Origin of the sequence: Catellatospora sp. TT07R-123, assembly GCF_018327705.1 — a bacterium.
Classification (GTDB): domain Bacteria; phylum Actinomycetota; class Actinomycetes; order Mycobacteriales; family Micromonosporaceae; genus Catellatospora.
In genome coordinates, this window is sequence record NZ_BNEM01000002.1 from 1,093,531 (window position 1) to 1,117,342 (window position 23,812).

A 23,812-nucleotide genomic window follows, 5' to 3' on the forward strand; every position below is an offset into this window, starting at 1 on the left:
CCTGTGTGACCGGCTACGCGCCGGTCGCCTGCCGCCAACGCAGCGACCGGCCGCCCGCCACCAGCATTCCGGCGGCGCCGGTCAGTGCGGACACGTCGTCGGCCGGGCCGAGGTCGGTCCACGGTGCCGAGCCGTCGACCGGCAGCCTCGCCAGCAGGCGTTCTTCGGTCGCGGCGAACAGCAGGCTGCTCAGCCCCGTCAGCGCGACGACCCCGGCCGCGTCGTCGATCCGCTGCCAGGTCCCGGTGCCGTCGGCCAGGGACGCCGCCGTCCGCGACCACAGCCCGCCCTGCGCGAGCGCGAAGTAGGTCGCGTTCACGCAGGCCAGTGCGGTCGTCCCGGCGACGGCGCCGCCGAGGTCGCGCCACGGCGCGACCTCGGGCACCGGGTCGCGGTACACGATCCGGTCGTCGGTGGTCACCCCGAGCAACCCCAACGGCATGCCCCGGTACGCCTCCCGCGGCGCCCCCAGCGCGGCCAGCTCCGGCGCACCGTCCACCGCCCGCCACGACAGGTTCTGCCCGCACAGCTCCCGTACCCGCAGCACGCCGTCCGCGGCCGCGAACAGCTGCCCCTCGCATGCGGCCAGCACCGCGCCGGGCACCACCGGTCCGATCAGCTCGAACTGCGGCGCACGGGCCTGTGCGAACCGGTCCAGGACGTTGCGGGTGATCCGGTCCACGACCGGGTCGCCCAGGGCCGCGCCCCAGTTCACGGTCGCGGCGGTGAACACGGTGCCCTGCCCGAGCCGGTGCACGCCCATGGTCGCGTGCCCGCCCTGGCCGTAGTGGCGCCAGTGCCGCAGGTCGGCGGTGGCCAGGATGACGAACCCGGGCGGCGTCCCGTCCCGGCCCGTCACCCGGGGCACCCCGTCGACCTCGGTGAAGTCGGCGGCGTCGGTCTCGTACCCGAGGGCGCCCCGGCCGAAGCCGTCGCCGTCGCGCAGCCCGGTGCCCGCGAACACCCAGTGGTCGGCGAACCGGACCTGATAGGACTCCTCGCGCATCTTCACCATGTGCTCGCCCCAGGTGCCCGCCCCGCGCCGGTAGCTGACGCCGGTCAGCGCGTTCTCCGGCCGGTCGACGGGGGCGCTGGACCACTCGACGGTGGTCCGCGACGGGTCGGTGCGCGCCACCGGGTCGGCGACGGCGTCGCGGTGGCAGACCATGGTGCGGCCGCCGTCCTCAAGGCGGATCTGCCACCAGCAGGTGTTGGCGCCGAACACGGCGAGGTTGCCGCCGCCGCGCACGTACGCCTCGACGTGGTCGCGCATCTCCCACGTCCAGTACTCGTCGTGGCCGTTGACGACCAGCACCCGGTGCCGGGCCGGCAGTCCGGGCCGGTCGTGCAGGTCCAGGTTCGCGCAGTACTCGGCGCGCAGGCCGCTGCCGGGCAGCCAGCGCAGCAGCCCGTGCTCCCACTCCTGCGGCGGCGGGCCGCCGCCGGGGCGGTCGAAGCTCACCCGCGCGGCCCGGGTCGGCTCCTCGGCGTAGTAGAGGCCCTGGCCCGGCTCGCCCGACCGGTTGTACGCCTGCCAGGTCGTGAACGGCACCGACACCAGGATCTCGGCTTCGCCCCGGCCGCGTACGACGAAGTGGACGTCGGCGTCGGGGCTGTCGGCATCGGCCGACGCCGCGTCGCCGCGGAACGCCGCCCGGTACAGCGAACTCGGCCAGTCCCCGGGCACGTCCAGGGTCCAGCGCGGGCCATCGACGGTGCCGACGAGCATCACCCGCCCGGTCGGCACGTCCACGACGGTGACGTGTCCGAGCGGGCGGCCACCCCCGTCGGCCGCGACCGTGAACGCCAGCGTCTCGCCCGGGTCGACGGCGCACGCCCCGGCGTACGCGGTGAGCCTCACGCGGCACCGGCCGCGACGGCGTCCAGGCGGGCGGGCAGCGCCGACAGCGGCGCCGGTCCGTCCACGGCCGACACCACCAGGTCCTCCAGCGCCAGCGCGAACGCCTCGATCCGCTTCGGCGGCAGGTAGCGGGTGTCGCCGGTGACCTGGTACGTCAGCGCGGGCCCGGCGGCGGTCACGTGCGCGCAGAAGCGGCAGCCGACCTGCGGCTGCGGCGGTGCCCACGCGAACACGGTCGCGGACCGGGCCGCGTGCACCTGCTCGGCGGTCGGTGCCGGGCCGGGCGGCAGGTCGACCAGCCGCATGTCGTTGAAGCAGCACATCGGATGGATCGTCTCGCCGCGCCGCTGCCCGACCCGGGCCAGCGCCGCGTCCAGCGCGGCCTGGTCGTAGTAGCCGGACCGGTAGGCGCGCAGGCTCTCCCGCCACGCGGGCCGCAGCAGGTCGGCGAAGTCGTCGGCGGTCGTGTCCAGGGTGAACAGGCCCTCCTGGGACAGGGTCGCGACCAGGTCGCGGCGGGCCGGGTCGAACCGGTTGCCGACGATGGTCAGCACCGCCGCCCGGTCCCCGGCGCCGTCGGCGCCGACCAGGGCCGCCGTCGCGGCCAGCAGCACCGAGGACACGCTGGTGCGGTGCCGGGCGGCCAGCGCGGCGGCGGCCAGCCCGAGTGCCGGTGAGGTGAGCCGCCCGACCCACCAGCGCACCGGCTGCGGCTGCGCCCGTACGGTCGGGAACATGCTCGGCGGCAGGGCCAGGTAGGCGTCGTGCCAGGCGGCCACGACGCCGTCGCTGCGGTCCCGCCCCGCCGCCGAGGCCTCCTCGGCGACGACGACGGCCGGGTCGCCGGGAGCCGGGCCGGTGCGCCCGAGCAGCCCCAGCCGCAGGTCGCGGACCAGGATGTCGGCGCCGTGCCCGTCGGTCGCCAGGTGGCACAGGGCCAGCGCGACGCGGGCCACGGCCCCGCCGACCAGCACCAGCCCGAGCCGGACCGGCGCTTCGGTGCCGTAGCCGAAGGCGGTCGCGGCGAGCTGCTCCGCGAGGTCGGCGGCCGTCTGCGCGGCCGCGTCGTCGTCGGCCGCCTCGACGGTACGCACGTCGACCGCCAGCTCAGCGATGATCTCCTGCCGGACCGGCCCGCCGGGGTGCACCTGGGCGGCCGGGTCCTGGGGCACGATCCTGGTGCGCAGCGTCGGATGACGGCTCAGCGCCGCGCCGATCCGGGCCAGCGCGTCGTCGACGCCCAGGGGGCGGCACCGGTCGGGCGGGGTGAGCACCCGGGTCAGGTTGAAGTAGTGGTCGTGGGGGGCGGTGCGCCCGATCGCGGCCCAGATGGCGTACTGCCCCCAGGTCAGCGGACCGGCCGCGACCGGTGCGCCGCGCACCGCCACCGCCGTCATCAGACGCCCCGCTCGCGCAGGTGCGCGGCGAGGCTGCCGACGGTGTCCAGGTACGACACGTCGTCGTCGAGGTCGAGCGCCACCCCGTAGCGGCGCTCGACGGCGTGGATCAGCCGCAGGAACCCCAGCGAGGTCAGGCCCAGCAGCCCCAGCGAGGTGGGTTCGGCCAGCGCCTGCGCGGCGGTGACGGCGCCCTCGCCGGCCTGGGCGACCAGTTCGGCGAGCTCGGTCTCCAGGGTGGTCGCGCTCATGCCTGCTCCCTCAGCAGTTCCTCGATCGAGTCGACGACGCCCTCGACGGTCGGGGTGTCGAAGAAGACGTCGAAGGGCACCTCGACGCCGTACGCGTCGCGGACCCGGGCGGTGATCTGGGTGATCGTCAGCGAGTGCCCGCCCAGGTCGAACAGGGTGTCGTCCGGGGCGATGTCCTCGATGCGCAGCACCTCGCACCAGATCGCGGTGACCTCGGCGACCAGGTCGCCCGCGCCCGCCGCCGGGGCGGTCTCGGGGGCGGCCGCGCAGGCGCCGTCGAGGTCGTCGGGCTCGTCGGCCAGGGCGGGCGGCTCGGGCAGCGCCTTGCGGTCGAGCTTGCCGTTCGGGGTCAGCGGCAGTCGGTCCAGCCACAGGTACTGGCCGGGCATCATGTACCGGGGCAGGGTCCCCGACAGGTGCCGCCGGATCTCCGGCACGTCACCGGCACCGACCAGGTACGCCACCAGCGTGCAGCCGCGCACCGCCACGGCCGCCTGGCCGACCCCGGGCGCACCGAGCAGCGTCTGCTCGATCTCGCCCAGCTCGATACGGTGCCCGCGCAACTTGATCTGGTCGTCGACCCGGCCCAGGAACTCGACCTGCCCGTCGGTGCCCAGCCGCACCAGGTCCCCGGTGCGGTAGAGGCGCTGCCCGCCGACACGGACGAACTTCTGCCCGGTCAGCTCCGCCCGCCCCCGGTAGCCGCGGGCCAGCCCGGCGCCGCCGATGCACAGCTCCCCGGGCACGCCGGGCGGCAGCGGCCGCAGGTCCTCGCCGAGCACGTGCAGGGTCGTGTTGGCCAGCGGGCCGCCGATGGTGACCCGCTGCGGGTCGGCCGGGATCTCGGCGGCGGTGGACCAGATCGTGGTCTCGGTCGGGCCGTACACGTTGACCAGCCGGCCGGTGCGCTCGCGCAGGCGCTGGGCCAGGCGCGGCGGCAGCGGCTCGCCGCCGCACAGTGCGGTGAGCGGCGCCCCGGCGAAGTCGGCGTCCAGCAGCATCCGCCACGTCGACGGCGTGGCCTGCACGTGGGTGGCGCCGCCGTCGCGGATGAGCCGGTCCAGCGCGGCGCCCTCGCGGGTGGCCGCGTCCGGCGCGACGATCACCCGCGCGCCGGTCGTCAGGGGCAGGAACAGCTCCAGGCCGCTGATGTCGAACGACAGCGACGTCAGGTTGAGCCAGCGGTGCGCCGGGTCGGTGCCCAGCAGCTCGCCCATGGCCGCGATCAGGTTGGCCAGCGCCGCGTGCCCGATCTCGACCCCCTTCGGGCGGCCGGTCGAACCCGACGTGTAGATCGCGTACGCCAGCCCGTCCGGATCGGACTCCACCGGCGGCGCGGTCACCGGCTCGGCGGCGAACGCGGCCAGCCCGTCCAGCGGCAGCACGTCCAGCGGGCCGCCGGTGTGGCCGAGGATCACCTTCGCCCCGGCGTCGGCGGCGATGAACTCCAGCCGCGCCTGCGGATACGACGGGTCCAGCGGCAGGTACGCCGCCCCGGCCGCGAGGATGCCCAGCACCCCGGCGACCAGCTCGGTGTTGCGTTTCGCGCACAGCCCGACCAGGTCGCCGGCGGCGACGCCACGGGCGTGCAGCCCGTTGCCGACCCGGTGCGCGGCCTCGACCAGCTCCCGGTAGGTCAGCTCGCCGTCGGTGCCGGACACGGCGGGCGCGTCGGGGGTGCGCTGGGCCTGCTCGCGTACCAGGTCCAGCACGGTCGCGGCCCGGCGCGGCCGGTCGACGGCACCGACCACGACCGCCGACCGCTCCTCGGCGGTGAGCAGGTCCAGCTCGCCGACCGGGCGCTGCGAGTCTGCCAGCGCCGACCGCAGCAGGTTGACCAGGTGCGGGACGAACCTTCTGGCGGCGGCCGCGTCGCGCGCGGGCGCGAGCACCGATCCGTCGACCAGGGCCCCGGTGTCGACGACCTGCACGTGCAGCGCGCTGCGCACCACCGGCGGGGTGAGGTTCCAGAGCACGTCGGCGGCCTGGTCGGCGCGGCGGCGGTAGCTGATCGACACCGGCGCGAGGGTGAGCCGGGGCGGCAGGCCCGGCAGGGCCCGGCCGAGAGGCACCTCGCGGTGGCCGTAGACGGCGCGGGCCTCGGCGCGCACCGCGCGGGCGAACTCGGCCCACGGCATGCCGAGGTCGGCGGTGACGGTGACGGGCAGCTCGTTGACCCACATGCCGATCTCGCCGGCCAGGTCCGGGGTGCGGGTGCTCAGGTCGACCGCGACCGAGGTGACGGGGTTGCCGTAGCGGGCCAGCACCGCGTGCACCGCCGCCAGCAGCAGCTCGAACCGGGTCAGCCCGAGCGCGGCCGCGCCGTCCGACAGCACCGCGTCCAGGTCCGCGCCCAGCGCGAACGGCACCTTGAACGCGGCCTCGGCACCGGTCACCGGGCCGGTCGCGTAGGGCAGGACCACCTCGTCGGCCGGGGCCGGGCGGGCCGCCCAGAACTCCCGGGCGGCCGGGGTGGCGGCGGCGATCCGCTGGGCCTGCGCGCGGGCGGCCTCACCGAGCCCGTCCAGCGACCCCGACGGCAGCGGCCGCCCGTCGTACGCGGCGAGCAGGTCCGCGACGAGCACGTCCTTGGACGCCCCGTCGAACACGAGGTGGTGCGCGACGACGACCACGGTCGTGCCGAGCTCGGTGTGCACGGCACTGCACCGGGCCAGCGGCCCCTGCGCCAGGTCGAACGGGCGCTGCAACCCGGCGGTGACCACCGAGTCGACCAGGACCTGGCCGCCGGTGTGGTACTCGACCGGGGCGGGCGCCACGGGCCGCAGCAGCGGTTCGCCGCCGTGGTCGGCCACCGCGACGGCCAGCGCCGGATGCCGGTCCACCAGCTGCGCCCAGGCCTGGTCGAGCCGGTCCGGGTCGGCCGGGCCGGGCAGCGTCACCGCGACCGCCAGCCGGTATGCCGTGTCGGCGCCGCCGACCCGTTCGGTGAACCAGACGCCCTGCTGGGCGAGGGTGACGGGGATGCCGTCCAGTGCCTGGGTCATGATGTTCCCTCCTGGTCGGGCCGCTCGGTGAACAGGGCCCGGAGCTGGTGCTTGACGACCTTGCCCCCGGCGTTGCGGGGCAGTTCGGTGACGTGGGCGAGGCGGCTGGGCTGCTCGTGGGCGGCCAGCCGGGTGGCCAGGAACGCGCGTACCTCGGCCAGGGTCAGCAGCCGGGTCGCGACCAGCACCGCGGCGGGCACCTTCCCGAGCACCGGGTCGGGCAGCCCGACCACGGCCGCGTCGACGATCTCCGGGTGCTCGTGCAGGGCGGCCTCGACGGCGACGGTGGACACCTTGTCGGCGCCGCTCTTGATGACGTCGCTCTCCCGGTCGGCCAGGTACAGGTAGCCGTCGGGGTCGAGGTGGCCGGTGTCGCCCATGCGGGTCCAGCCGTCGCGGAACACGTGCCGGGTCGCGTCGGGATCGTCGTGGTAGGACCGGGTGGTCCCGGCGGCGCGCAGCCACACCTCCCCGACGGTGCCGGGCGGGCACGCGGTGCCGTCGGGGGCGAGGATGCGCAGCTCGCCGCCGCCGGTGGCCTTGCCGAGGGCGGCGGGCCGGTCGGGGTGGAACACCATGCTGGTCTGCGTCGGCGCGGCCTCGGTGGAGGTGTAGTAGTTGACGATCGTCGCCTTGGGCAGCGCGGCGGCCAGCCCGGCCGCGATCGACGGCGGCAGCGCGGCGGCGGTGGAGCCGAGCAGCACCACGCTGGACAGGTCGTGCTCGGCCAGGGCGCCGGAGTGCAGCAGTTCGATGGCCATCGCGGGCACCACGAACACGCTGCCGACGCGGCGTTCGGCGATGAGCCGGGCGAAGTGCGGGGCGGCGAACCGGGCGGCGGCCAGCATCCCGGCGTGGGCGTCCAGGGCGTTGAGCAGCATGGTCTGCCCGGCGTTGGTGCCGATCGGGAACGCGTGCAGGAACTGCTGGGAGTGGGCCAGGCGCCGCAGCGGCGGGTCGACGCGGCAGCCGTGGGTGAGGTTGGCGTGCACGGCGGTGACGCCCTTGGGACGGCCGGTGGTGCCGGAGGTGTAGAGGATCTGCGCGGGGGCGGCCGGGTCGGGGCCGGGCAGCGGATCGGCGTCGGGCAGGGCGGCGAGCGCGGCGGGGTCCCATACCAGCGGAACGGGGGTGTCGGGCAGGGCCGCACCGGGGCCGTGCAGCACCGCGACCGCGCCGCTGTGGCGCAGCATGTAGTCCAGTTCGGCGGCGGCGTTGCGGGTGGACAGCGGCACCGCGACCGCCCCGGCCGCGAGCACGCCGGTGTACGCGGTGGCGTAGGCGATCCAGTCACGGGCGCCGTAGAGCAGCGCGACCCGGTCCCCCGGCCCGACGCCGCTCGCGCGCAGCCCGGCCGCGATCGCCTGGGTCTGCCGCTGCCAGGTGGCGAGGTCGAGCGTCGCCGACCCCTGGGTGATCGCGACGTGCTCGGGCTGGGTGCGGGCCCGTGCCGCGAGCAGCTGCGGCACGGTCAGCGGTGCCCGTCCGGCGGCACGCGCGGCGGCCCTGGCCGCGGCGACGGCGCTCACGCGGCGACCCGGTCGGCTTCGCGAACGGCGATCTCCGCGGCTGCGGGTCCGGCAGCAAGCTCGGCTCCGGCCTCGCGGCGGCGGATCTCCTCCAGGCCGTACTGGTCGTCGGCGCGGGCGTCGGGCACCTCGTCGTCGAACCGCCTGATGGCCGGGATCCGCATCGACACCAGCACCACGGCCGCGATGCAGACCGCGAGGATCAGGTACAGCAGCCCGATGCCGCGCCCCGGGCCGGTGCCGATGACCCGGCCGAGCGTGCCCGCCAGCGGGCCGCCGTCGGCCAGCAGCGGCGCCAGCAGCTTCGACCCGACCGGCCCGACCAGCGTCCAGCCCAGCGGCAGCGTCGACCAGGCGATGACGGTGTTGATGGCGAACACCCGGCCGTGGAACCGCTGCGGCACCTTGACCTGCACGATCGTGGTGTAGACGCCGTTGAGCAGCACCAGCCACATCGAGATCCCGAACGAGCCGATCGCGATCACCCACAGCGTCGGCCGCAACCCGATGACCGCGCAGAACACGGCCAGCACCAGGGTGCAGCACAGTACGGTGAACAGCCTGCGGTGCCGCGGCCCGCCCCAGAAGCTCATCGTCAGGCCTCCCAGGAACGCCCCGACGCCGCCCGCGACCGACACCTGCGCCACCTGGTCCATCCCCGCGAACGCGAGCACCAGCGGCGTCATCATCATGAACAGCGGCGACAGGAACACGTTGAGCGCCATGAAGAACGTCAGCATGGACCGGAACCCACGGTTGCCCCAGGAGAACCGGAACCCTTCGCGGATCTCGGCGGACAGGCTCTCCCGCCGCTTCCAGGCCAGGGTGCGCGGGAACCGCACCAGCAGCACGATCGCGATCGCGGCGGCGTAGCTGAGCACGTCGATGACCAGGATGCCGCCGAGGTCGACCACGGCCAGCAGCGCCACCGACAGCATCGGCATCATGATGGTGGCGACGCCGCCGATCATCTGCACGACGCCGTTGGCGTGGCCGAGGTACTGCTTGGGCACCAGCTGCGGGATCGCCGACCCGTACGCCAGGCGCTGGAACGTCAGCGACACCGACAGCAGCGCGATCAGCGGGTAGATGTGCCACACGTGCAGCGACCCGGTCCACAGCAGCACGCCCAGGATCAGCTGGGTGCCGCCCGCGCCGACGTCGCCGCACAGCATCACCCGCCGCCGGTCGTACCGGTCGACGATCGCCCCCGCCAGCGGCAGCACCAGCAGGCCCGGGATCAGCCCGGCGACGGCCAGCAGCGAGAAGTCCAGCAGCGACCCGGTCTCCTTGAGCACCCACAGCGGCAGCGCGACGTCGGTCAGCGTCGACCCGAGGATCGAGATGAGCTGCGCGAACGCGACGACCAGGAACCGGCTCATGCTCGGCTGCGGCCCGGTGGTCGCGATCCGGCCGCCGGCCCGCGACGTGCCGTGCAGCCACCAGCTGGCCCGCTCGCCGCGGCTCTGCCGGGTGTACGGCTCAGCCTGCTCGGCCTTCACCGCCGGGTCGATCGCGGTGACGATCTCGGCCAGTTCCTCGGCCCGCCACTTGAGGAAGAAGTGCCCGGCCTCGTCGAGCACCACGACCGCGGCGCTGTCGGTGAGGAAGTGCCACTCGGTGAAGCGCTCGGGGTAGAACTCGGTGGCCGGGTCGCGTTCCCCGGCGACGCTGATGATCGGGGCGCGCAGCCGCTCGCCGCCGGTGTGCATCAGCTCGGTGAAGTACGCCTCGGCGCTGTCGGAGTCGCGGCGCATGTTGCGGATGATCTGGCGGGCCTGGCCGGGCTCGATGTCGCTCATGTCGACGCCCATCGAGGTCAGCCAGTTGGCGTACGCCTTGTCCGAGCGCAGCGACTCCATCCGGGTGATGCGCGACAGCGCCATCCACACCCTGCTCTGCGGCCGTGCGAAAGGGAAGATCGCGCCGATGTAGACGGCGTCGAGGTCGCGGCCGCGCTGCTCCAGCCGCCGGGCGATCTCGACGGTCAGCGCGGAGCCGACACCGCAGTGGCCGTACAGGGCGATCGGGCCGGCGACCTTTTCCATGATCTCGGCGGTGCAGCGTTCGGCGAGCTCGTCGAAGGGCAGCGCGGCCTCGTCGAGGCCGATGTCGTGGCCGGGGATGGCGACCGAGAACAGCCGGTGCCCGGCGGGCAGCGCGTCCGCGAGCGGCTGGTAGACCACGGCGCTGCCGCCGCCGTACGGGACGCAGACGAGGCTGCGCACCAGCCGCGCGGTCGGCACGGGCCGGGTCAGCTCGTGCACCAGGGCGCGGGGGCCGCGCTGGTCGGCGGGCACGTCCACCAGGGCGGCGAGCTCGCGTACGGTCCGGTTCTTGAACAGGTCCATCACGGACACGCCCGCGCCCACGGCCCGGCGCAGCTTCGCCACGACCTGGGTCGCCAGCAGCGAGTGCCCGCCGAGGTCGAAGAAGTCGTCGTCGCGGCCGATCTGCTCCAGCTCCAGCACCTCGGCCCAGATCCCGGCGACGGTGACCTCGGTCGGGGTCGCCGGGGCCTCGAACGCGGCGTTGGCGTCGCGGCCGCGCTGCGGGGCGGGCAGGCTGCGCCGGTCGAGCTTGCCGCTGGGGGTCAGCGGCAACCTGTCCAGCAGCACGTACGCGGTCGGGACCATGTAGTCGGGCAACCGCCGTTTGAGGGCGGCGCGCAGCTCGGCGGTGTCGGGTTCGGCGTCGGCGACCAGGTAGGCCGCCAGCCGCTTGTCGCCCGGGGAGTCCTCGCGCACGATGACGGCGGCTTCGCGTACCCCCGGCTGGTCGCGCAGCGCCGCCTCGATCTCGCCCAGCTCGATGCGCAGGCCGCGCAGCTTCACCTGGCCGTCGATGCGGCCGAGGAAGTCGATCGTGCCGTCCGGGCGCCACCGGGCCAGGTCGCCGGTGCGGTAGAGCCGCTGCCCGGCCAGCCCCGTGACGAACTTCTCGGCGGTCAGCTCGGGCCGGTTCAGGTAGCCGTGGGCCAGCCCGACCCCGGCCAGATGCAGCTCACCCGGCACGCCGACGGGCAGCGGCTCGCCGTGCCCGTCCAGGACGTACACCCGGAGGTTGTCGATCGGGCCGCCGATCGGCACCCGGGCCTGACCCGCCAGGCCGTCGACGGTGCAGTGGTACGCGGTGACGTCGATCGCGGCCTCGGTGGGCCCGTACAGGTTGTGCAGCTCGGCGCCGGGCAGTGCGGCCAGGGTGCGCAGGGCCAGGTCGACGGGCAGCTCCTCGCCGCTGCACACGACCGTCCGCACGCTGTCGCACGCCCCGATGCCGGACTCGGCCAGGAACATGCCCAGCATCGACGGCACGAAGTGCAGCGTCGTCACGCCCTCGGCGGCGATCAGGTCCCGCAGGTACGCCGCGTCCTTGTGCCCGCCGGGCCGGGCCAGCACCAGCCGCGCCCCGGCCAGCAGCGGCCAGAAGAACTCCCACACCGACACGTCGAACCCGGCCGGGGTCTTCTGCAGCACCGTGTCCGCGCCGGTCAGGCCGTAGCGGCGCTGCATCCAGTGCAGCCGGTTGACGATGCCCCGGTGCCCGTTGAGCACGCCCTTCGGGCGGCCGGTGGAGCCGGAGGTGTAGATCGCGTACGCCACGTCGTCGGGCCCGGCCAACGGCTCGGGTGCCGTGCTCGGCGCGTCGGCCCAGGTCGCCGGGTCGTCCAGGGCCAGCACGGGCCGCCGCGTCGGCGGCAGCACGTCGCGGGCGGGCCCGGCGGTCAGCACCGCGGCCACGTCGGCGTCGTCGAGCATGAACGCCAGCCGGTCGGCCGGATACTCCGGGTCCAGCGGCAGGTACGCCGCACCCGAGATCATGGTGCCGAGCAGGGCGGCGACCAGTTCGTGGCTGCGCTCGGCGCAGACGGCGACCAGCCGGCCGGGTCCGGCGCCGTGCCCGCGCAGCCGGTGCGCGATCCGGTGCGCCCGGCCCAGCAGCTCGGCGTAGGTGATGGTGTCACCCTCGAACGTCAGCGCGGGCGCGTCCGGGGTCGCGGCGGCCTGCCGCTGGATCAGCCCGTGCAGCGTCGCGGTGTCCGGGAACGGGGCGTCCGTGCTGTTCCAGCCGGTGAGCACCTGCTCCCGGTCGGCCCCGGACACGGTCAGCAGGCGGCTGAGCGGCCGGTGCGGGTCGGCCACGACCGCCGCGAGCAGCTGCTCGAACCCGCCCGCGATCCGCGCGACGGTGTCGGTGGTGAACAGGTCCGTGTTGTACGTGAACGACCCCCACAGCCCGTCGGCGCCCTCCAGCAGCGACAGCTCCAGGTCGAACCGGGTCGCCACCGCCCGCGACCCGAACGGGGACACGCTCAGCCCGCTGGCCGAGGCCCGGCCGGGCGCGGTGTAGTTCTGGAGCGCGAACACGACCTGGAACACCGCCGAGCGGCCCACGTCGCGGACCGTGTTCAGCTCGGTGATCACCTGCTCGAACGACAGGTCCTGGTGGGCGTACCCGTCGAGGGTCGCCTCGCGGACCCGGGCCAGCAGCTGCGCGAACGTCGGGTCTCCGGCGGCGTCGACGCGGGTGGCCAGCATGTTGACGAACATGCCGATCAGCGGTTCCAGCTCCGGATGGGTGCGCCCGGCCTGCGGCGACCCGACCGCGAAGTCGTCCTGCCGGGCGTGGCGGGCCAGCACGGCGGCGTACGCGGCCAGCAGCGTCATGTACAGCGTCGCCCCGTGCTCGCGGGCCAGCCGCTGCAACGCCCCGACCAGCTCCCCGTCGAGGGTGATGCCGTGCGCGGCCCCCGCGAACGTCTGCTCGACCGGGCGCGGGAAGTCCGTCGGCAGGTCCAGCGGCGGCACCCCGGTCAGCCGCTCGCGCCAGAACGCCACGTCGCGGGCGTGCGCCCCGTCGGCCACCCGCGACCGCTGCCAGCAGGCGAAGTCGCCGTACTGCGCCTTCAGCGGCGGCAGCGGGTCGGCGGTGCCCGCGACCAGGGCGTCGTACAGGGCGACGAGTTCGCCGACGAGGACGTCGACCGACCAGCCGTCGCAGACGATGTGGTGCACGGCGAGCATCAGCACGTGCTCGCCGTCGCCGAGCCGGTACAGCGCGGCGCGGACCAGCGGCCCGGTGGCCAGGTCGAACGGCTCGGCCAGCCGGGCCCGGACCGCCTCGTGGACGTGCTCCTCACGGGCGGCCCGGTCGGCCCCGTCCGCGTCGAGCACCGCCAGGTCGATGTGGACGGTGTCGTCCAGGTGCAGCACCGGTTCGCCGTCGGCGGTGGCGCCGAACCGCATCCGCAGGCTCTCGTGCCGGGCCGCGACCGCGTCCAGCGCCGCGCCGAGCACCGCCGGGTCCAGGCCGCCGCGCACGCGCAGCACCACCGGGATCGTGTACGCCGCCGTGCCGGGCGCGAACTGCTCCATGAACCACAGCCGCTCCTGCGCGTGCGACAGCGGCACCACCGCGTCCGCGGCCCGGGGCGTGATCGTGGCGGCCGGGGCGGCGGCGGTCTGCCGCAGCCGGGCCGCCAGCAGCGAACGCTTCGTCGCCGACAGCGTGGCGGCCTGCGGATTCTCGGCGACGTCGGTCACGGTGCTCCCTGTCCCGCCGCGGCGAGCTGCGCCGCGGCCTCCTCCTCGGTGAGCCGGTCGATCTCGGCGACCAGCGCCTGCTCGACGGCGTCGGCGAACCCGGCCACGGTGTGCCGGTCGAACAGCGCCCGGATGGGCAGGTCGAGCTCGACGGTGGCGCGCAGCCGGGCGATGACCCGGGTGGCCAGCAGCGAGTGCCCGCCCAGGGCGAAGAAGTCGTCGTGCGCCCCGACCCGGTCGACGGGCAGCAGCTCGGTGAAGATCCCGGCGACCAGCGCCTCGGCGTCGGTGCGCGGCGCGACGTAGTCGGCCCGCACGTCGTCGCCGACGGTCACCGGCGGCAGGGCCCGCAGGTCCACCTTGCCGTTGCGGGTCAGCGGCAGCGCGTCGAGGACCACGACCACGCTCGGCACCATCAGCGCGGGCAGCCGCTCGGCCGCGTACCCGCGCACGTCCTCGCTGCTCGCGGTGCCGGTGACGTACCCGACGAGGGTGTCGCCGACCGCGGTGACGGCGGCCTGGCCGACGCCGGGGTGTCCGGTGAGGACCGCCTCGACCTCGCCCGGCTCGATCCGTACGCCGCGCACCTTGAGCTGCCGGTCGATGCGGCCCAGGAACTCCAGCATCCCGTCGCGCCGTCGCCGGACCCGGTCACCGGTGCGGTACATCAGACCCGGCCCGTACGGGTCGGGGACGAACCGTTCGGCGGTCAGGTCGGGGCGGCCCAGGTAGCCGTCGGCCAGCCCCGCCCCGGCCAGGCACAGCTCCCCCGCCGCGCCGGGCGGCACGAGCCGGCCGTGCGGGTCGAGGACGTGGGCGCGCACCCCGGCCAGCGGGCGGCCGATCGGCGGGCGGCGCAGGGTGTCGTCCCCGCCCAGGTCGGCGGCGGTCGCGATGATCGTCGCCTCGGTCGGGCCGTACGTGTTGACCAGCCGGATCCGGTCGCCGTGCCGGTCGCGCCACGCCGCGACGGCGGCCGCGTCGACCTGCTCGCCGCCGAGGATGACCAGCCGCAGCGCGGCGGGCCAGGCGGGCACCACGTCCAGCAGCGCCTGCCAGTACGCGGTCGGCAGGTCCAGCACCGTCAGCGCCGGGTCGGCGGCCAGCAGCTCCGGCAGCGACTGCGGCCCGTCGGGCAGCAGCACCAGCGTGCCGCCGGTGGCCAGGGTCGGCCAGATCTCCTCGGCGTGGGTGTCGAACCCGATGCCCGCGAACTGCACGACCCGGTCGGCGGCGGTCAGGCCGTAGTCGGCCGCCATCCACGCCGTCCGGTCGGCCAGCGCCTGCCGCCCCACGAGCACCGCCTTGGGCGTGCCCGTCGAACCGGAGGTGAACAGCACGTACGCGGCATCGGGTGCCGACGCGTGCTCGGCCGCGCCCGGGGCGATCCCGTCGGCGGTGAGCACCGCCGCGACGGCGGCCTGCGCGGCCATCGCGTCGCGGCGCGCGACCGGCAGCTGCGGGTCGATCGGCACGTACCCGCACCCGGCCCGCCACACCGCCAGCAGTGACGCGACCAGCTCCGGCCCGCGCGGCACGCTCACCCCGACCAGCGACCCGGCCGCCACCCCGGCCGCGGCCAGCGCGTCGGCCAGTTCGCCCGCGCGGTCCCACAGCTGCCGGTAGCTCACCAGCTCGCCGCCGCTGTCCAGCGCGACCGCGCCGGGTGTCGCCGTGGCGGCCGCCGCGATCCGGTCGAGCAGCGGCACGTCCGGCCCGAGCTCGGGGCCGGCGCCCAGGCGCAGCAGCTCGGCGCGGGTGGCGTCGTCGACCAGCGGCAGCTCGCGCACCCGGGCGTCGGGGTCGGCGAGCACCGCCTCCAGCAGCGCGGTGAACCGGTCGGCCAGCGCGTGCGCGGTCGCCGGGTCGAACAGGTCGCTGTTGTACGTCAGCACCACGTCCATCGCGTCCGCGCCGGTCTGCACGTCCATGGCCACGTCGGTCTTGACGTGCGGGGTGCCGGAGTCGAACGCCTCGGCGGCCAGCCCGCCGAACCCGTCGGTCGCGGTCGCGGACACGTTCATGGTGGTGTGCAGGGTGAACGTGGCCTGGAACAGGGCGTTGCGGCTCAGGTCGCGCGGCAGGTGCAGCAGCGCGGTCAGGTCCTCGAACGGGATGTCCTGGTGCGCGAACGCCTCCATGAACGACTTGCGGGTCCGCAGCACGAGGTCGCGGAACGTGACGTCGCCGGACAGGTCGGCGCGCAGCACCAGCATGCCGCTGAAGTAGCCGAACACCGCCTCCAGCGCGGTGTCGTCGCGCCCGGCGACGGGCGTGCCGACGGTCAGGTCGTCCTGCCCGGACAGCTGCGACAGCGCGAGCTCGAACAGGGTCACCAGCAGCATGTACGGCGTGCACCGCAGCTGCCGGGTGGCGGCCTGCACCGCGCGCAGCGTGTCGCCGGGGAACTCGCGCAGCACCACGCCGCCCGACGAGGTGCGCACCGGCGGCCGGGGCCGGTCCAGCGGCAGGTCCAGGGTCGGCGGGTCGGCCAGCACCCCGGCCCAGAAGTCGAGCCCGCTGCCGCCTGCCGCGCGGGCGGCGGCGTGGTCGAGGTAGCGCACCGCCGGGGCGGCGGGCTCCACTCCCCGGTACGACTCGGTGATCTGCCGGTAGAGCAGGTTCATCGACCAGCCGTCGCCGACGATGTGGTGCACGACCGTGCACAGCACGTGCTCGTCGTCGGCCAGCCGCAGCAGCCCGACCCGGATCAGGTGGCCCTGGGCCAGGTCGAACGGCCGCGCGATCAGCTCCTCGACCCGGGCGCGCGCGGCGGCCTGCGGGTCGGGTCCGGCCGACAGGTCGGCGTACTCGACCGGGGTGGGCCGGGGCGGCTGGACCTGCTGGAACGGCACGCCGTCGCGGTCGCCGAAGCGGGTGCGCAGGGACTCGTGGCGGCGGGTGGCGTCGTCGTACGCGCGCACCAGCAGGTCCCGGTCGAGCCGGCCGCGCAGGCGGCTGGTGGTCGAGATGTGGTACGCGGCGTCACCCGGGTCGAGCCGGTCCAGGAACCACAGGCGCTGCTGCGCCGCCGTGAGCGGACCGAGTTCGAGTTCGGACATGCGCTCCCCCCGCTTCCGATGCGACTTGGTCGGGGGCAAACGTAAAGTGCATTCCTGTATCTGACAAGACTCTTAACTGTGAGACATCGAGCGTTTTGGCCTGTCAATAGATGTCTCTCGACCCTTTTGCGGGTGCGGCCAGCCATGCAGCCGCACCCGGAAGAGTGTGCCGAGTTCAGGAAAAATCCGCGCGGACGGCCGCGTCAGGCCAGTCCGATGAGGACCTCGGCCGCAGCGCGCCCGCAAGCCCTGGTGCCGCCGTGGGTGACCACGTACACCGCCCCGGTCGCGACCGGCTCCGGCATGCCCAGTTCCACCACCACCGCGTCGGGCCGCGCCGCGACCAGGGCGGCCCTGGCCTGCCGCGCCCAGGGGTGCCGGGTCGCGTCGCGGCCCACCACGACCAGCGGTCGGCCGTCGGCGGCGGCCAGCGCCTCCGGCAGCCACGGCGGCTGCGCGTCGGCGTCGACCCGTTGCGACGTCGTGCCCGCCACCAGCTCGGTCAGCGGCTCGGCCACGCCCCACGGCATGCTCTGGTCGACCGCGATCCCGGTCGGGGTGGCCAGCTCGACGACGTGCGCCGGGCCGGTCAGGGGCAGCCCGGTCCCGGTCACCCGCACGGCCCGCCGCGCCGCCGCCAGCCCGGCCTCCGGCGCCCGCCCGAGCGGCGCCGCCGCCTGCCGCTGCCACGCCGCCAGCGCCCGCACCCGCGCCGCCGCCTCGGCCAGCCGCTCCTCGGTCAGCGCGCCCTCGCGCACCGCCGTGACGATCGAGTTGCGCAGCAGCCCGACGATGCCCTCGTTCTTGTACTCGCCCCCGACGCAGATCGCGTCCGCTCCCGCGGCCAGCGCCTTCACCGCGGCCCCGCCGACACCCCACTGCCGGGCCACGGCCGCCATCTCGATGCCGTCGGTGACGATCAGCCCATCGAAGCCGAGCTGCTCGCGAAGCAGGCCCGCCAGCAGCACCGGGCTGAGCGTGGCGGGCAGCTCCGCGTCGTACGCCGCCACCAGCAGGTGCCCGGTCATCACCGCCCGCACCCCGGCCCCGATCGCGGCGGTGAACGGCGGCAGCGCCACCTCGGCCAGCTCCTGCCGTGACGCGCCGACCCGGGCCGCGTCGAAATGCGAGTCCTCGACCGTGTCGCCGTGCCCCGGGAAGTGCTTGGCGCACGCGGCCACCCCGGCCGCCTGGAGCCCGCGCACCCAGGCCGCGCTGTGCCGGGCCACCAGCTGCGGGTCGGCGCCGAAGGACCGCACTCCGATGACGACGTTCTCCGGCCGCGAGTTCACGTCGACGGTCGGCGCGTAGTTCAGCGTGATGCCGACGGCGGCCAGGTCGGCGCCGATGTCGCGGGCCACGGCCTCGGTCAGCTCCGGGTCGTCGACCACCCCGAGGGCCAGGTTGCCGGGCCGGTCGCTGCCGGTGCGGGCGTCCAGCCGGGTGACGTCGCCCGCCTCCTCGTCGACCGCGATCACGACGTCGGGGTTCTCGGCCCGCAGCTGCACGGTCAGCTCGGCGACCTGCTCCCGGTCGGTGATGTTGCGCGAGAACAGCGCCACCCCGCCCAGGCCGCGGCCGAGGCGGCGGCGCACCCAGTCCGGGGCCGCGGTGCCGACGAATCCGGGTTGGAGCACGGTATCGGCCAGCAGGGCGAGATCGGTGTCGAGCTGCGTCATGTCGCTTCCCCTTCGCTCACGGCGCGCAGTCTGCGTGCGCGATCCCGCGCGATAGGAGCGAGCGGGAGCCAACTGTGCGCACGAATGCGCGGGAGCGTACCGGCCACACCCACGAATCCCCAACACCCCGACCCCGCCCACCCTCCCCCCCACCGCATTGCCGCCGGGACAGGACGCCCCCGCCGGGCGGCGGGTGGTGATCGCTGTCTGCGGTCAGAACGCGAGCTCAGAACGCACCTTCTGACCCAAGACAGCGATCACCCAACCCGACCACCGACCCACACCACCCCCATAGCGTTCACCCTCACATCATTGCAACGCACCCAGCTCAATCCCGTTGCATTGATCGAGCGTTCGTTGCAACGAAATCTCCGTTTCTACCTGCGATTACTCTCCATCGTCGCAACAACAATGTTGCCATGTTTGGAAATGCAACGTAGCGTTTCCAATGTCAGAAACAACGAGCACAGCTAGTCGCAGGAGAGCATCATGCAGAAGTTCGACACCCCGGCCCCGATCTCCGCCGTCCTCGACATCCCCGCCGGCCGCCTGCGGTTCATCGCCGCCGCCCGTGCCGACACCACCGTCGAGATCCGGCCCGCCGACGCCGCGAAGAGCCGCGACGTGAAGCTGGCCGAGCAGACCCGCGTGGCATACCGCGACGGCGTCCTGCGGATCGAAAGCCCGGCGGGCAACCAGCTCCTCGGCCCCAGCGGCGCCGTCGAGGTGACCGTCCACCTGCCCGCCGGATCACGGATCGACGCGACGGCCTCCGCTGCCGGGTTCCACGCCACCGGACGGTTCGGCGACGTCGCCGTCACGGGCGCGTACGGCTCGATCCAGCTCGACGAGGCCGCGAGCGTCCGCCTCACCGCCCTCGCCGGCGACGTCTCCGTCGGCCGCCTCGACGGCCCCGCCGAGATCAGCACCGGCAAGGGCGACATCCGCGTCACCGAGGCCGTACGCGGCACCGTCGTGCTGCGTACCGAAGCCGGGAACGTGTCCGTCGGCGCCGCCGCCGGAGTCTCGGCCCGCCTGAACGCCGGCACCCCCTACGGCCGGATCCACAACGCCCTCATGAACACCGACGGCGACGCCGCCCAGCTCGCCATCCACGCGACCACCGCGTACGGCGACATCGTCACCCACAGCCTCTGACACCGACACCCACGACGAGAGAAGGACACCCATCATGAGCACCACCCAGCAGTACCAGGCCGCCGAGCTGCTCCTGCGCCGACCGGTCCGCCCCGGCGAGCTCGTCGTCGGCGAGAAGGTCAGGCCGCAGTGGATCGACGGCGGCACCCGGTTCTGGTACACCGTCAGCGACGGCACCGACCGCCGATTCGTCCTGGTCGACCCGGCCTCGGGCACCCGTGAGCCCGCCTTCGACCACGCCCGGCTCGCCGCCGCGCTCGCCGGAGCCTGCGGGCAGCCGGTCGACCCGCAGGCGCTGCCGTTCCCGGCCATCGTGCCGGCAGGCGACGCCGTCGAGTTCGCCGCGTTCGGCGAGTACTGGCGCTGCCACCTGGACACCTATGTCTGCGAGCGGGCCGAGTTCACCCCGCCGGGCGACCCGCTGGCGGTCCCGTCACCCGACGGGAAGACCGCGGTGTCCCAGCGCGGGCACGACCTGTGGGCCCGCTCGTCGGCCGACGGCCGCGAATGGGCCCTGACCGACGACGGCGCCCCCGACTACCAATACGGCACCAGCCCGCAGGGCGTCGGCAACGGCACCCTGCTGCGCAAGTTCGGGCTGCCGCACCTGCCGCCCGCCGTGGCCTGGTCGCCCGACTCGACGAAGGTGCTGACCCACCGCACCGACGAGCGCGGCGTCCGGCAGACCCACCTGCTGGAGGCCCGCCCCGCCGACGGCGGCGCACCCCGCCTGCACACCCAGCTGTACCCCTACGCCGGCGACGAGACCATGCCCCGGTCCGAGCTGGTCGTGCTCGACGTCACCGCCGCGACCATGGTCCGGGCGCAGGCCGAGCCGCTGCTCACGCCGATGCTGTCGCCGGTCATGGGCAGGTGGGCGTGGTGGGGCCCGGACGGCTCGGCGGTGTACCACCTCAGCCAGACCCGCGACCGGCACACCCTCGCGCTGCACCGGCTGGACCCGGCGACCGGCGAGGTCACCACGGTCCTCAGCGAGACCGGCCCCACCCGCGTGGAGCCCAACCAGTGGAACTACGACCCGCCGATCGTGCGGGTGCTGGCCGGCGAGGTGCTCTGGTACTCCCAGCGCGACGGCTGGGGCCACCTCTACCGCTACGACCTGACCACCGGCGAGCTGCTCGGACAGGTCACCGCCGGGCAGTGGGCGGTGCGGCAGATCCTGCACGTCGACGAGACCGAGCGGGTCGTCTACTTCACCGCCTCGGGGCTGGTCGGCGCCGACCCGTACCGGCGCACGGTGTGCCGGGTCGGCCTGGACGGCACCGGTTTCGCCAAGGTCACCGACGACGACCTCGACCACGTCGTCACGGTCCCGGACAGCCTGGGCTACTTCGTCGACTCCGCGTCCACCGTCGACACCCCGCCGGTGACGACGGTCCGTGACTGGTCCGGGCAGGTGCTGGTCGAGCTGGAGCGCGCCGACGTCACCAAGCTGCTCGCCACCGGCTGGAGCGCGCCGGAGCGGTTCTGCGTCAAGGCCGCCGACGGCGTCACCGACATCTACGGGGTGCTGTACCGGCCGCACGGGTTCGACCCGTCCCGGCGGTACCCGGTGGTGGACCACGTCTACCCCGGCCCGCAGGTCAACCGGGTCGCCCCGTGCTTCGACCCGGGCGGCATGGGCTTCGACGCCGAACCGCTCGCGGCGCTGGGCTTCGTCGTGGTCGCGGTGGACGGGCGCGGCACGCCCGGCCGCAGCAAGGACTTCCACGACGCCTCGTACGGCCGCCTGGCCGACGCGGGCGGCCTGGCCGACCACGTCGCCGCGCTGCGGCAGCTGGCCGAGACCCGGCCGTGGCTGGACCTGGACCGGGTGGGCGTGTTCGGCCACTCCGGCGGCGGGTTCGCCGCCGCACGGGCGATGCTGGACTTCCCCGAGGTCTACCGGGTCGGCGTCGCGCTCGCCGGTTCGCACGACGCCCCCACGTTCAACCTGGAGTTCGTCGAGGCGTACGACGGCGCCGACAACCCCGAGGCCTGGCGGCGCAGCTCCAACGTGGAACTGGCGGACCGGCTGCAAGGCAGGCTGCTGCTCGTGCACGGCGAGCTGGACGACCGGGTCCATCCGTACCACACGCTGCGCCTGGCCGACCGGCTCATCGCCGCCGACAAGGACTTCGAGCTGCTCATCGTGCCCGGCGCCGAGCACATGTTCATCGACTGCCTGGCCTACGTCCGCAAGCAGGCCTGGGACTTCCTGGTCCGCGAGCTGGCGGGCACCCGGCCGCCGGCCTACCGCCCCGCCCCGATCCCCCTCTACGAGCTGGTCGGCGAGCTGTTCGCCTGACCGGCCGGCACTGCGGCAGAGCTCAGGGGCACCCGGACGGGTGCCCCTGAGCTCTGCTCAGCCTTTCTCCACGGCGATGCCGAGCGCTGCGGCGAGCGTCCCGGACAGGCTGGCCAGGTCGGTTTCCGAGACGGTCGCCCCGGCCAGGCTGGCGACCCCGCCGACCCCGGTCAGCACGCAGTGGCGAAACCGCGCCCGCACCACCTTGGCTCCGGAGAACTGGGCACCGTCGAGCTCGCAGTCCTCGAACACCACGTCGTCGAACCGGCACTGTGTGAAGTCCGCGCCGCTCAGGACGCAGTTGACGAAACGTACATTGCGCAGCCGGGAGAAACGGAACGAGCTCTGCCGCCCCCGGCACTCCGACACCGTGACGTCGCGGACGGCGCTGTTGGCCACAGTCATCCCCGTGATCCGGCAGCCCGCCAGCTCGACCCGCGACAGCGACGAGTCCATCAACTGCGCGTTCGACAGGTCGCAGGTGTCCAGCGCGCAGTCGGCGACCGTCAGATGATCCAGCCGCATCGCGCTCCACGAGCACCGCGCGACGGTGCAACCGGACAGCTCCGCATACTCGGCGGCGGGACCGTCGAACATGTCCATCGCCACGTACGCCAGGCCCTCGCGGGCCGTGTTCGCGGCCAGCGCGTGCGCGGGCAGCTCAGCGGGCTCGACGGTGCGCGGGAGCCGCGGGGGTGTGGGGTTTCGCCATTCCGATGCACCAGCCATGGTCATCATGCTATTGCGCAGCCTGAACAGGCCGTCACCTGGCACGTGCACAGCCCGTCAAGAGATCGAGCCCGGCTCCTGATCTCTCAGGAACCGGGCTCTCAGCTGTTCTCTCGTAGCGGGGGCAGGATTTGAACCTACGACCTCTGGGTTATGAGCCCAGCGAGCTGCCGAGCTGCTCCACCCCGCGTCGGCTTGCCCAGCCTATGCCACCGCCGCCGACCGTGTCGAATCATTTACCGGCGTCCTGTCCGGACTCGGGCGGCCGCGGGTGGAAGATCGACTCGATCAGCTCGCGCGCGGGGAGGGACGTCGGCGCACCAGCGGTGTCGAGCCCCGGCGCCGGGTTGTCCGCCCATCCCGCGATCTGGTAGCAGTCGCCGTCGTCTCCGGTCGCCCACACCTCGGTGTCGGCCGGGCGCCAGACCACGATCGCGTCCGGCCGGTGCGACAGCTCGGCCGTCATCGCGTCAGCGCCGCGGAAGGTCAGCACGACCTTGGCCGCCGCCGGGAACTCGTAGTACATCCCCTCCGGCTCGATCCACAGTGCGAACGGATCGCTGCCGGGCAGCGCCGACACGGAAAGGCTGAACTCCATCGGTGTATCGTCGCACGTGGATCAGCGGTGGGCGATCACGATCGCGCTCGGGGTGTCGGTGGGGCCGAACCGCAGCTGCGCCTGCACGGTGAACCCCGCCTCGCGCAGCAGTTCCGCCACCCGCTCCGGCTGGCGGCGGTACACGTGCACGTGCATCGGATGTCCGCCGTAGCCCTCGGTCTTCAGCCGCGACGTGTCACCGGCGTGGAAGCCCAGCAGCAGCGGCGCCCCGGGCCGCAGCACCCGCCGGAACTGCGTGAACACCCCCGGCACCGCCTCGTCGGGTACGTGGATCAGCGACCAGGACGCGAGCAGCCCGCCCACCGACCCGTCCGCCAGCACGAGGTCCGTCATCGAGCCGACCTCGAACCTCAGCCCGGGGTGCTCGCGCCGGGCGATCTCGATCATCCCGGGCGACAGGTCGATGCCGACCGGGTCGAGCCCGAGCCCGTGCAGGTACGCGGTGACGTGCCCCGGCCCGCAGCCGACGTCGGCCACCGTCCCGCCCCCGGCGGTCTGCACTAGTTCGGCGAACAGCGCCAGCATCGACCGCAGGTACGGCTCCCGCGCCAGCGCCCCGCTCACGAAGTCGGCGTAGCTCTGCGCGACCGTGTCGTACGAGGTGCGGGTGTCCGCCAGCCAACCATCCACGGTCGAACACCGTACCCGACAGTGTGCGAGGCGGCCCCAGA

At 74.4% G+C, this 23,812-nt stretch carries 13 protein-coding genes and 1 tRNA gene; 2 read left to right on the forward strand and 12 right to left on the reverse strand.

Annotation, left to right across the window (positions count from 1 at the left end; all coding sequences use genetic code 11):
• Positions 1-13 precede the first annotated feature (13 nt).
• The 8 genes from Cs7R123_RS25010 to Cs7R123_RS25045 all read right to left on the reverse strand — a co-directional run bounded on the left by Cs7R123_RS25010 (position 14) and on the right by Cs7R123_RS25045 (position 18,327).
• Positions 14-1,861: a N,N-dimethylformamidase beta subunit family domain-containing protein gene (locus tag Cs7R123_RS25010; RefSeq protein WP_212830154.1), complete on the reverse strand. Its 1,848-nt coding sequence runs from the start codon at positions 1,859-1,861 to the stop codon at positions 14-16.
• The gene (locus Cs7R123_RS25015) at positions 1,858-3,258 is read right to left on the reverse strand and encodes a condensation domain-containing protein (RefSeq protein ID WP_212830155.1); all 1,401 of its coding nucleotides are present in this window, start codon (positions 3,256-3,258) and stop codon (positions 1,858-1,860) included. Before Cs7R123_RS25015 ends, Cs7R123_RS25010 begins: the two co-directional genes overlap by 4 nt.
• Positions 3,258-3,509 carry a phosphopantetheine-binding protein gene (locus Cs7R123_RS25020; RefSeq protein WP_212830156.1) on the reverse strand — a complete coding sequence of 84 codons (252 nt, stop codon included), beginning with the start codon at positions 3,507-3,509 and terminating at the stop codon, positions 3,258-3,260. Before Cs7R123_RS25020 ends, Cs7R123_RS25015 begins: the two co-directional genes overlap by 1 nt.
• Positions 3,506-6,514, reverse strand: coding sequence for a non-ribosomal peptide synthetase (locus Cs7R123_RS25025; RefSeq protein WP_212830157.1), 3,009 nt, complete (start codon positions 6,512-6,514; stop codon positions 3,506-3,508). Before Cs7R123_RS25025 ends, Cs7R123_RS25020 begins: the two co-directional genes overlap by 4 nt.
• Complete coding sequence (locus Cs7R123_RS25030) at positions 6,511-8,043, reverse strand: class I adenylate-forming enzyme family protein (protein ID WP_244872120.1); 1,533 nt, start codon at positions 8,041-8,043, stop codon at positions 6,511-6,513. The genes Cs7R123_RS25025 and Cs7R123_RS25030 overlap by 4 nt, the downstream gene beginning before the upstream one ends.
• Positions 8,040-13,586: a non-ribosomal peptide synthetase/MFS transporter gene (locus Cs7R123_RS25035; protein ID WP_244872121.1), complete on the reverse strand. Its 5,547-nt coding sequence runs from the start codon at positions 13,584-13,586 to the stop codon at positions 8,040-8,042. Before Cs7R123_RS25035 ends, Cs7R123_RS25030 begins: the two co-directional genes overlap by 4 nt.
• Entirely contained in the window at positions 13,583-16,648 is a 3,066-nt protein-coding gene (locus tag Cs7R123_RS25040; protein WP_212830158.1) for a non-ribosomal peptide synthetase, read from the reverse strand. Before Cs7R123_RS25040 ends, Cs7R123_RS25035 begins: the two co-directional genes overlap by 4 nt.
• Positions 16,649-16,851: 203 nt before the next feature.
• Positions 16,852-18,327 carry a glycoside hydrolase family 3 protein gene (locus Cs7R123_RS25045; protein ID WP_212830159.1) on the reverse strand — a complete coding sequence of 492 codons (1,476 nt, stop codon included), beginning with the start codon at positions 18,325-18,327 and terminating at the stop codon, positions 16,852-16,854.
• Between the two features lie 489 nt (positions 18,328-18,816).
• Here Cs7R123_RS25045 and Cs7R123_RS25050 point away from each other — a divergent pair, with 489 nt between their 5' ends.
• Positions 18,817-19,485 carry a DUF4097 family beta strand repeat-containing protein gene (locus Cs7R123_RS25050; RefSeq protein ID WP_212830160.1) on the forward strand — a complete coding sequence of 223 codons (669 nt, stop codon included), beginning with the start codon at positions 18,817-18,819 and terminating at the stop codon, positions 19,483-19,485.
• A 34-nt stretch (positions 19,486-19,519) separates the two neighbouring features.
• The gene (locus Cs7R123_RS25055; protein WP_212830161.1) at positions 19,520-21,793 is read left to right on the forward strand and encodes a DPP IV N-terminal domain-containing protein; all 2,274 of its coding nucleotides are present in this window, start codon (positions 19,520-19,522) and stop codon (positions 21,791-21,793) included.
• A gap of 57 nt (positions 21,794-21,850) precedes the next feature.
• Here Cs7R123_RS25055 and Cs7R123_RS25060 read toward each other — a convergent pair whose 3' ends face one another.
• The 4 genes from Cs7R123_RS25060 to Cs7R123_RS25075 form a co-directional block, all read right to left on the reverse strand.
• Positions 21,851-22,522, reverse strand: a complete 672-nt coding sequence (locus Cs7R123_RS25060) for a pentapeptide repeat-containing protein (RefSeq protein ID WP_212830162.1) — start codon at positions 22,520-22,522, stop codon at positions 21,851-21,853.
• 116 nt (positions 22,523-22,638) lie between these two features.
• Positions 22,639-22,712, reverse strand: a tRNA-Met gene (locus Cs7R123_RS25065).
• 42 nt (positions 22,713-22,754) lie between these two features.
• Positions 22,755-23,120: a hypothetical protein gene (locus Cs7R123_RS25070; protein ID WP_212830163.1), complete on the reverse strand. Its 366-nt coding sequence runs from the start codon at positions 23,118-23,120 to the stop codon at positions 22,755-22,757.
• 21 nt (positions 23,121-23,141) lie between these two features.
• A complete protein-coding gene (locus Cs7R123_RS25075; protein WP_244872122.1) occupies positions 23,142-23,771 on the reverse strand; it encodes a class I SAM-dependent methyltransferase in 630 nt (209 codons plus the stop codon).
• Positions 23,772-23,812 lie beyond the last annotated feature (41 nt).

Excerpts from the sequence above, each read along its gene's own strand:
- Cs7R123_RS25015 (WP_212830155.1), bottom strand. The coding sequence starts at position 3,258 with ATGACGGCGGTGGCGGTGCGCGGCGCACCGGTCGCGGCCGGTCCGCTG.
- Cs7R123_RS25020 (WP_212830156.1), bottom strand. The coding sequence starts at position 3,509 with ATGAGCGCGACCACCCTGGAGACCGAGCTCGCCGAACTGGTCGCCCAG.
- Cs7R123_RS25025 (WP_212830157.1), bottom strand. The coding sequence starts at position 6,514 with ATGACCCAGGCACTGGACGGCATCCCCGTCACCCTCGCCCAGCAGGGC.
- Cs7R123_RS25040 (WP_212830158.1), bottom strand. The coding sequence starts at position 16,648 with ATGTCCGAACTCGAACTCGGTCCGCTCACGGCGGCGCAGCAGCGCCTG.
- Cs7R123_RS25045 (WP_212830159.1), bottom strand. The coding sequence starts at position 18,327 with ATGACGCAGCTCGACACCGATCTCGCCCTGCTGGCCGATACCGTGCTC.
- Cs7R123_RS25050 (WP_212830160.1), top strand. The coding sequence starts at position 18,817 with ATGCAGAAGTTCGACACCCCGGCCCCGATCTCCGCCGTCCTCGACATC.
- Cs7R123_RS25055 (WP_212830161.1), top strand. The coding sequence starts at position 19,520 with ATGAGCACCACCCAGCAGTACCAGGCCGCCGAGCTGCTCCTGCGCCGA.
- Cs7R123_RS25060 (WP_212830162.1), bottom strand. The coding sequence starts at position 22,522 with ATGGCTGGTGCATCGGAATGGCGAAACCCCACACCCCCGCGGCTCCCG.
- Cs7R123_RS25070 (WP_212830163.1), bottom strand. The coding sequence starts at position 23,120 with ATGGAGTTCAGCCTTTCCGTGTCGGCGCTGCCCGGCAGCGATCCGTTC.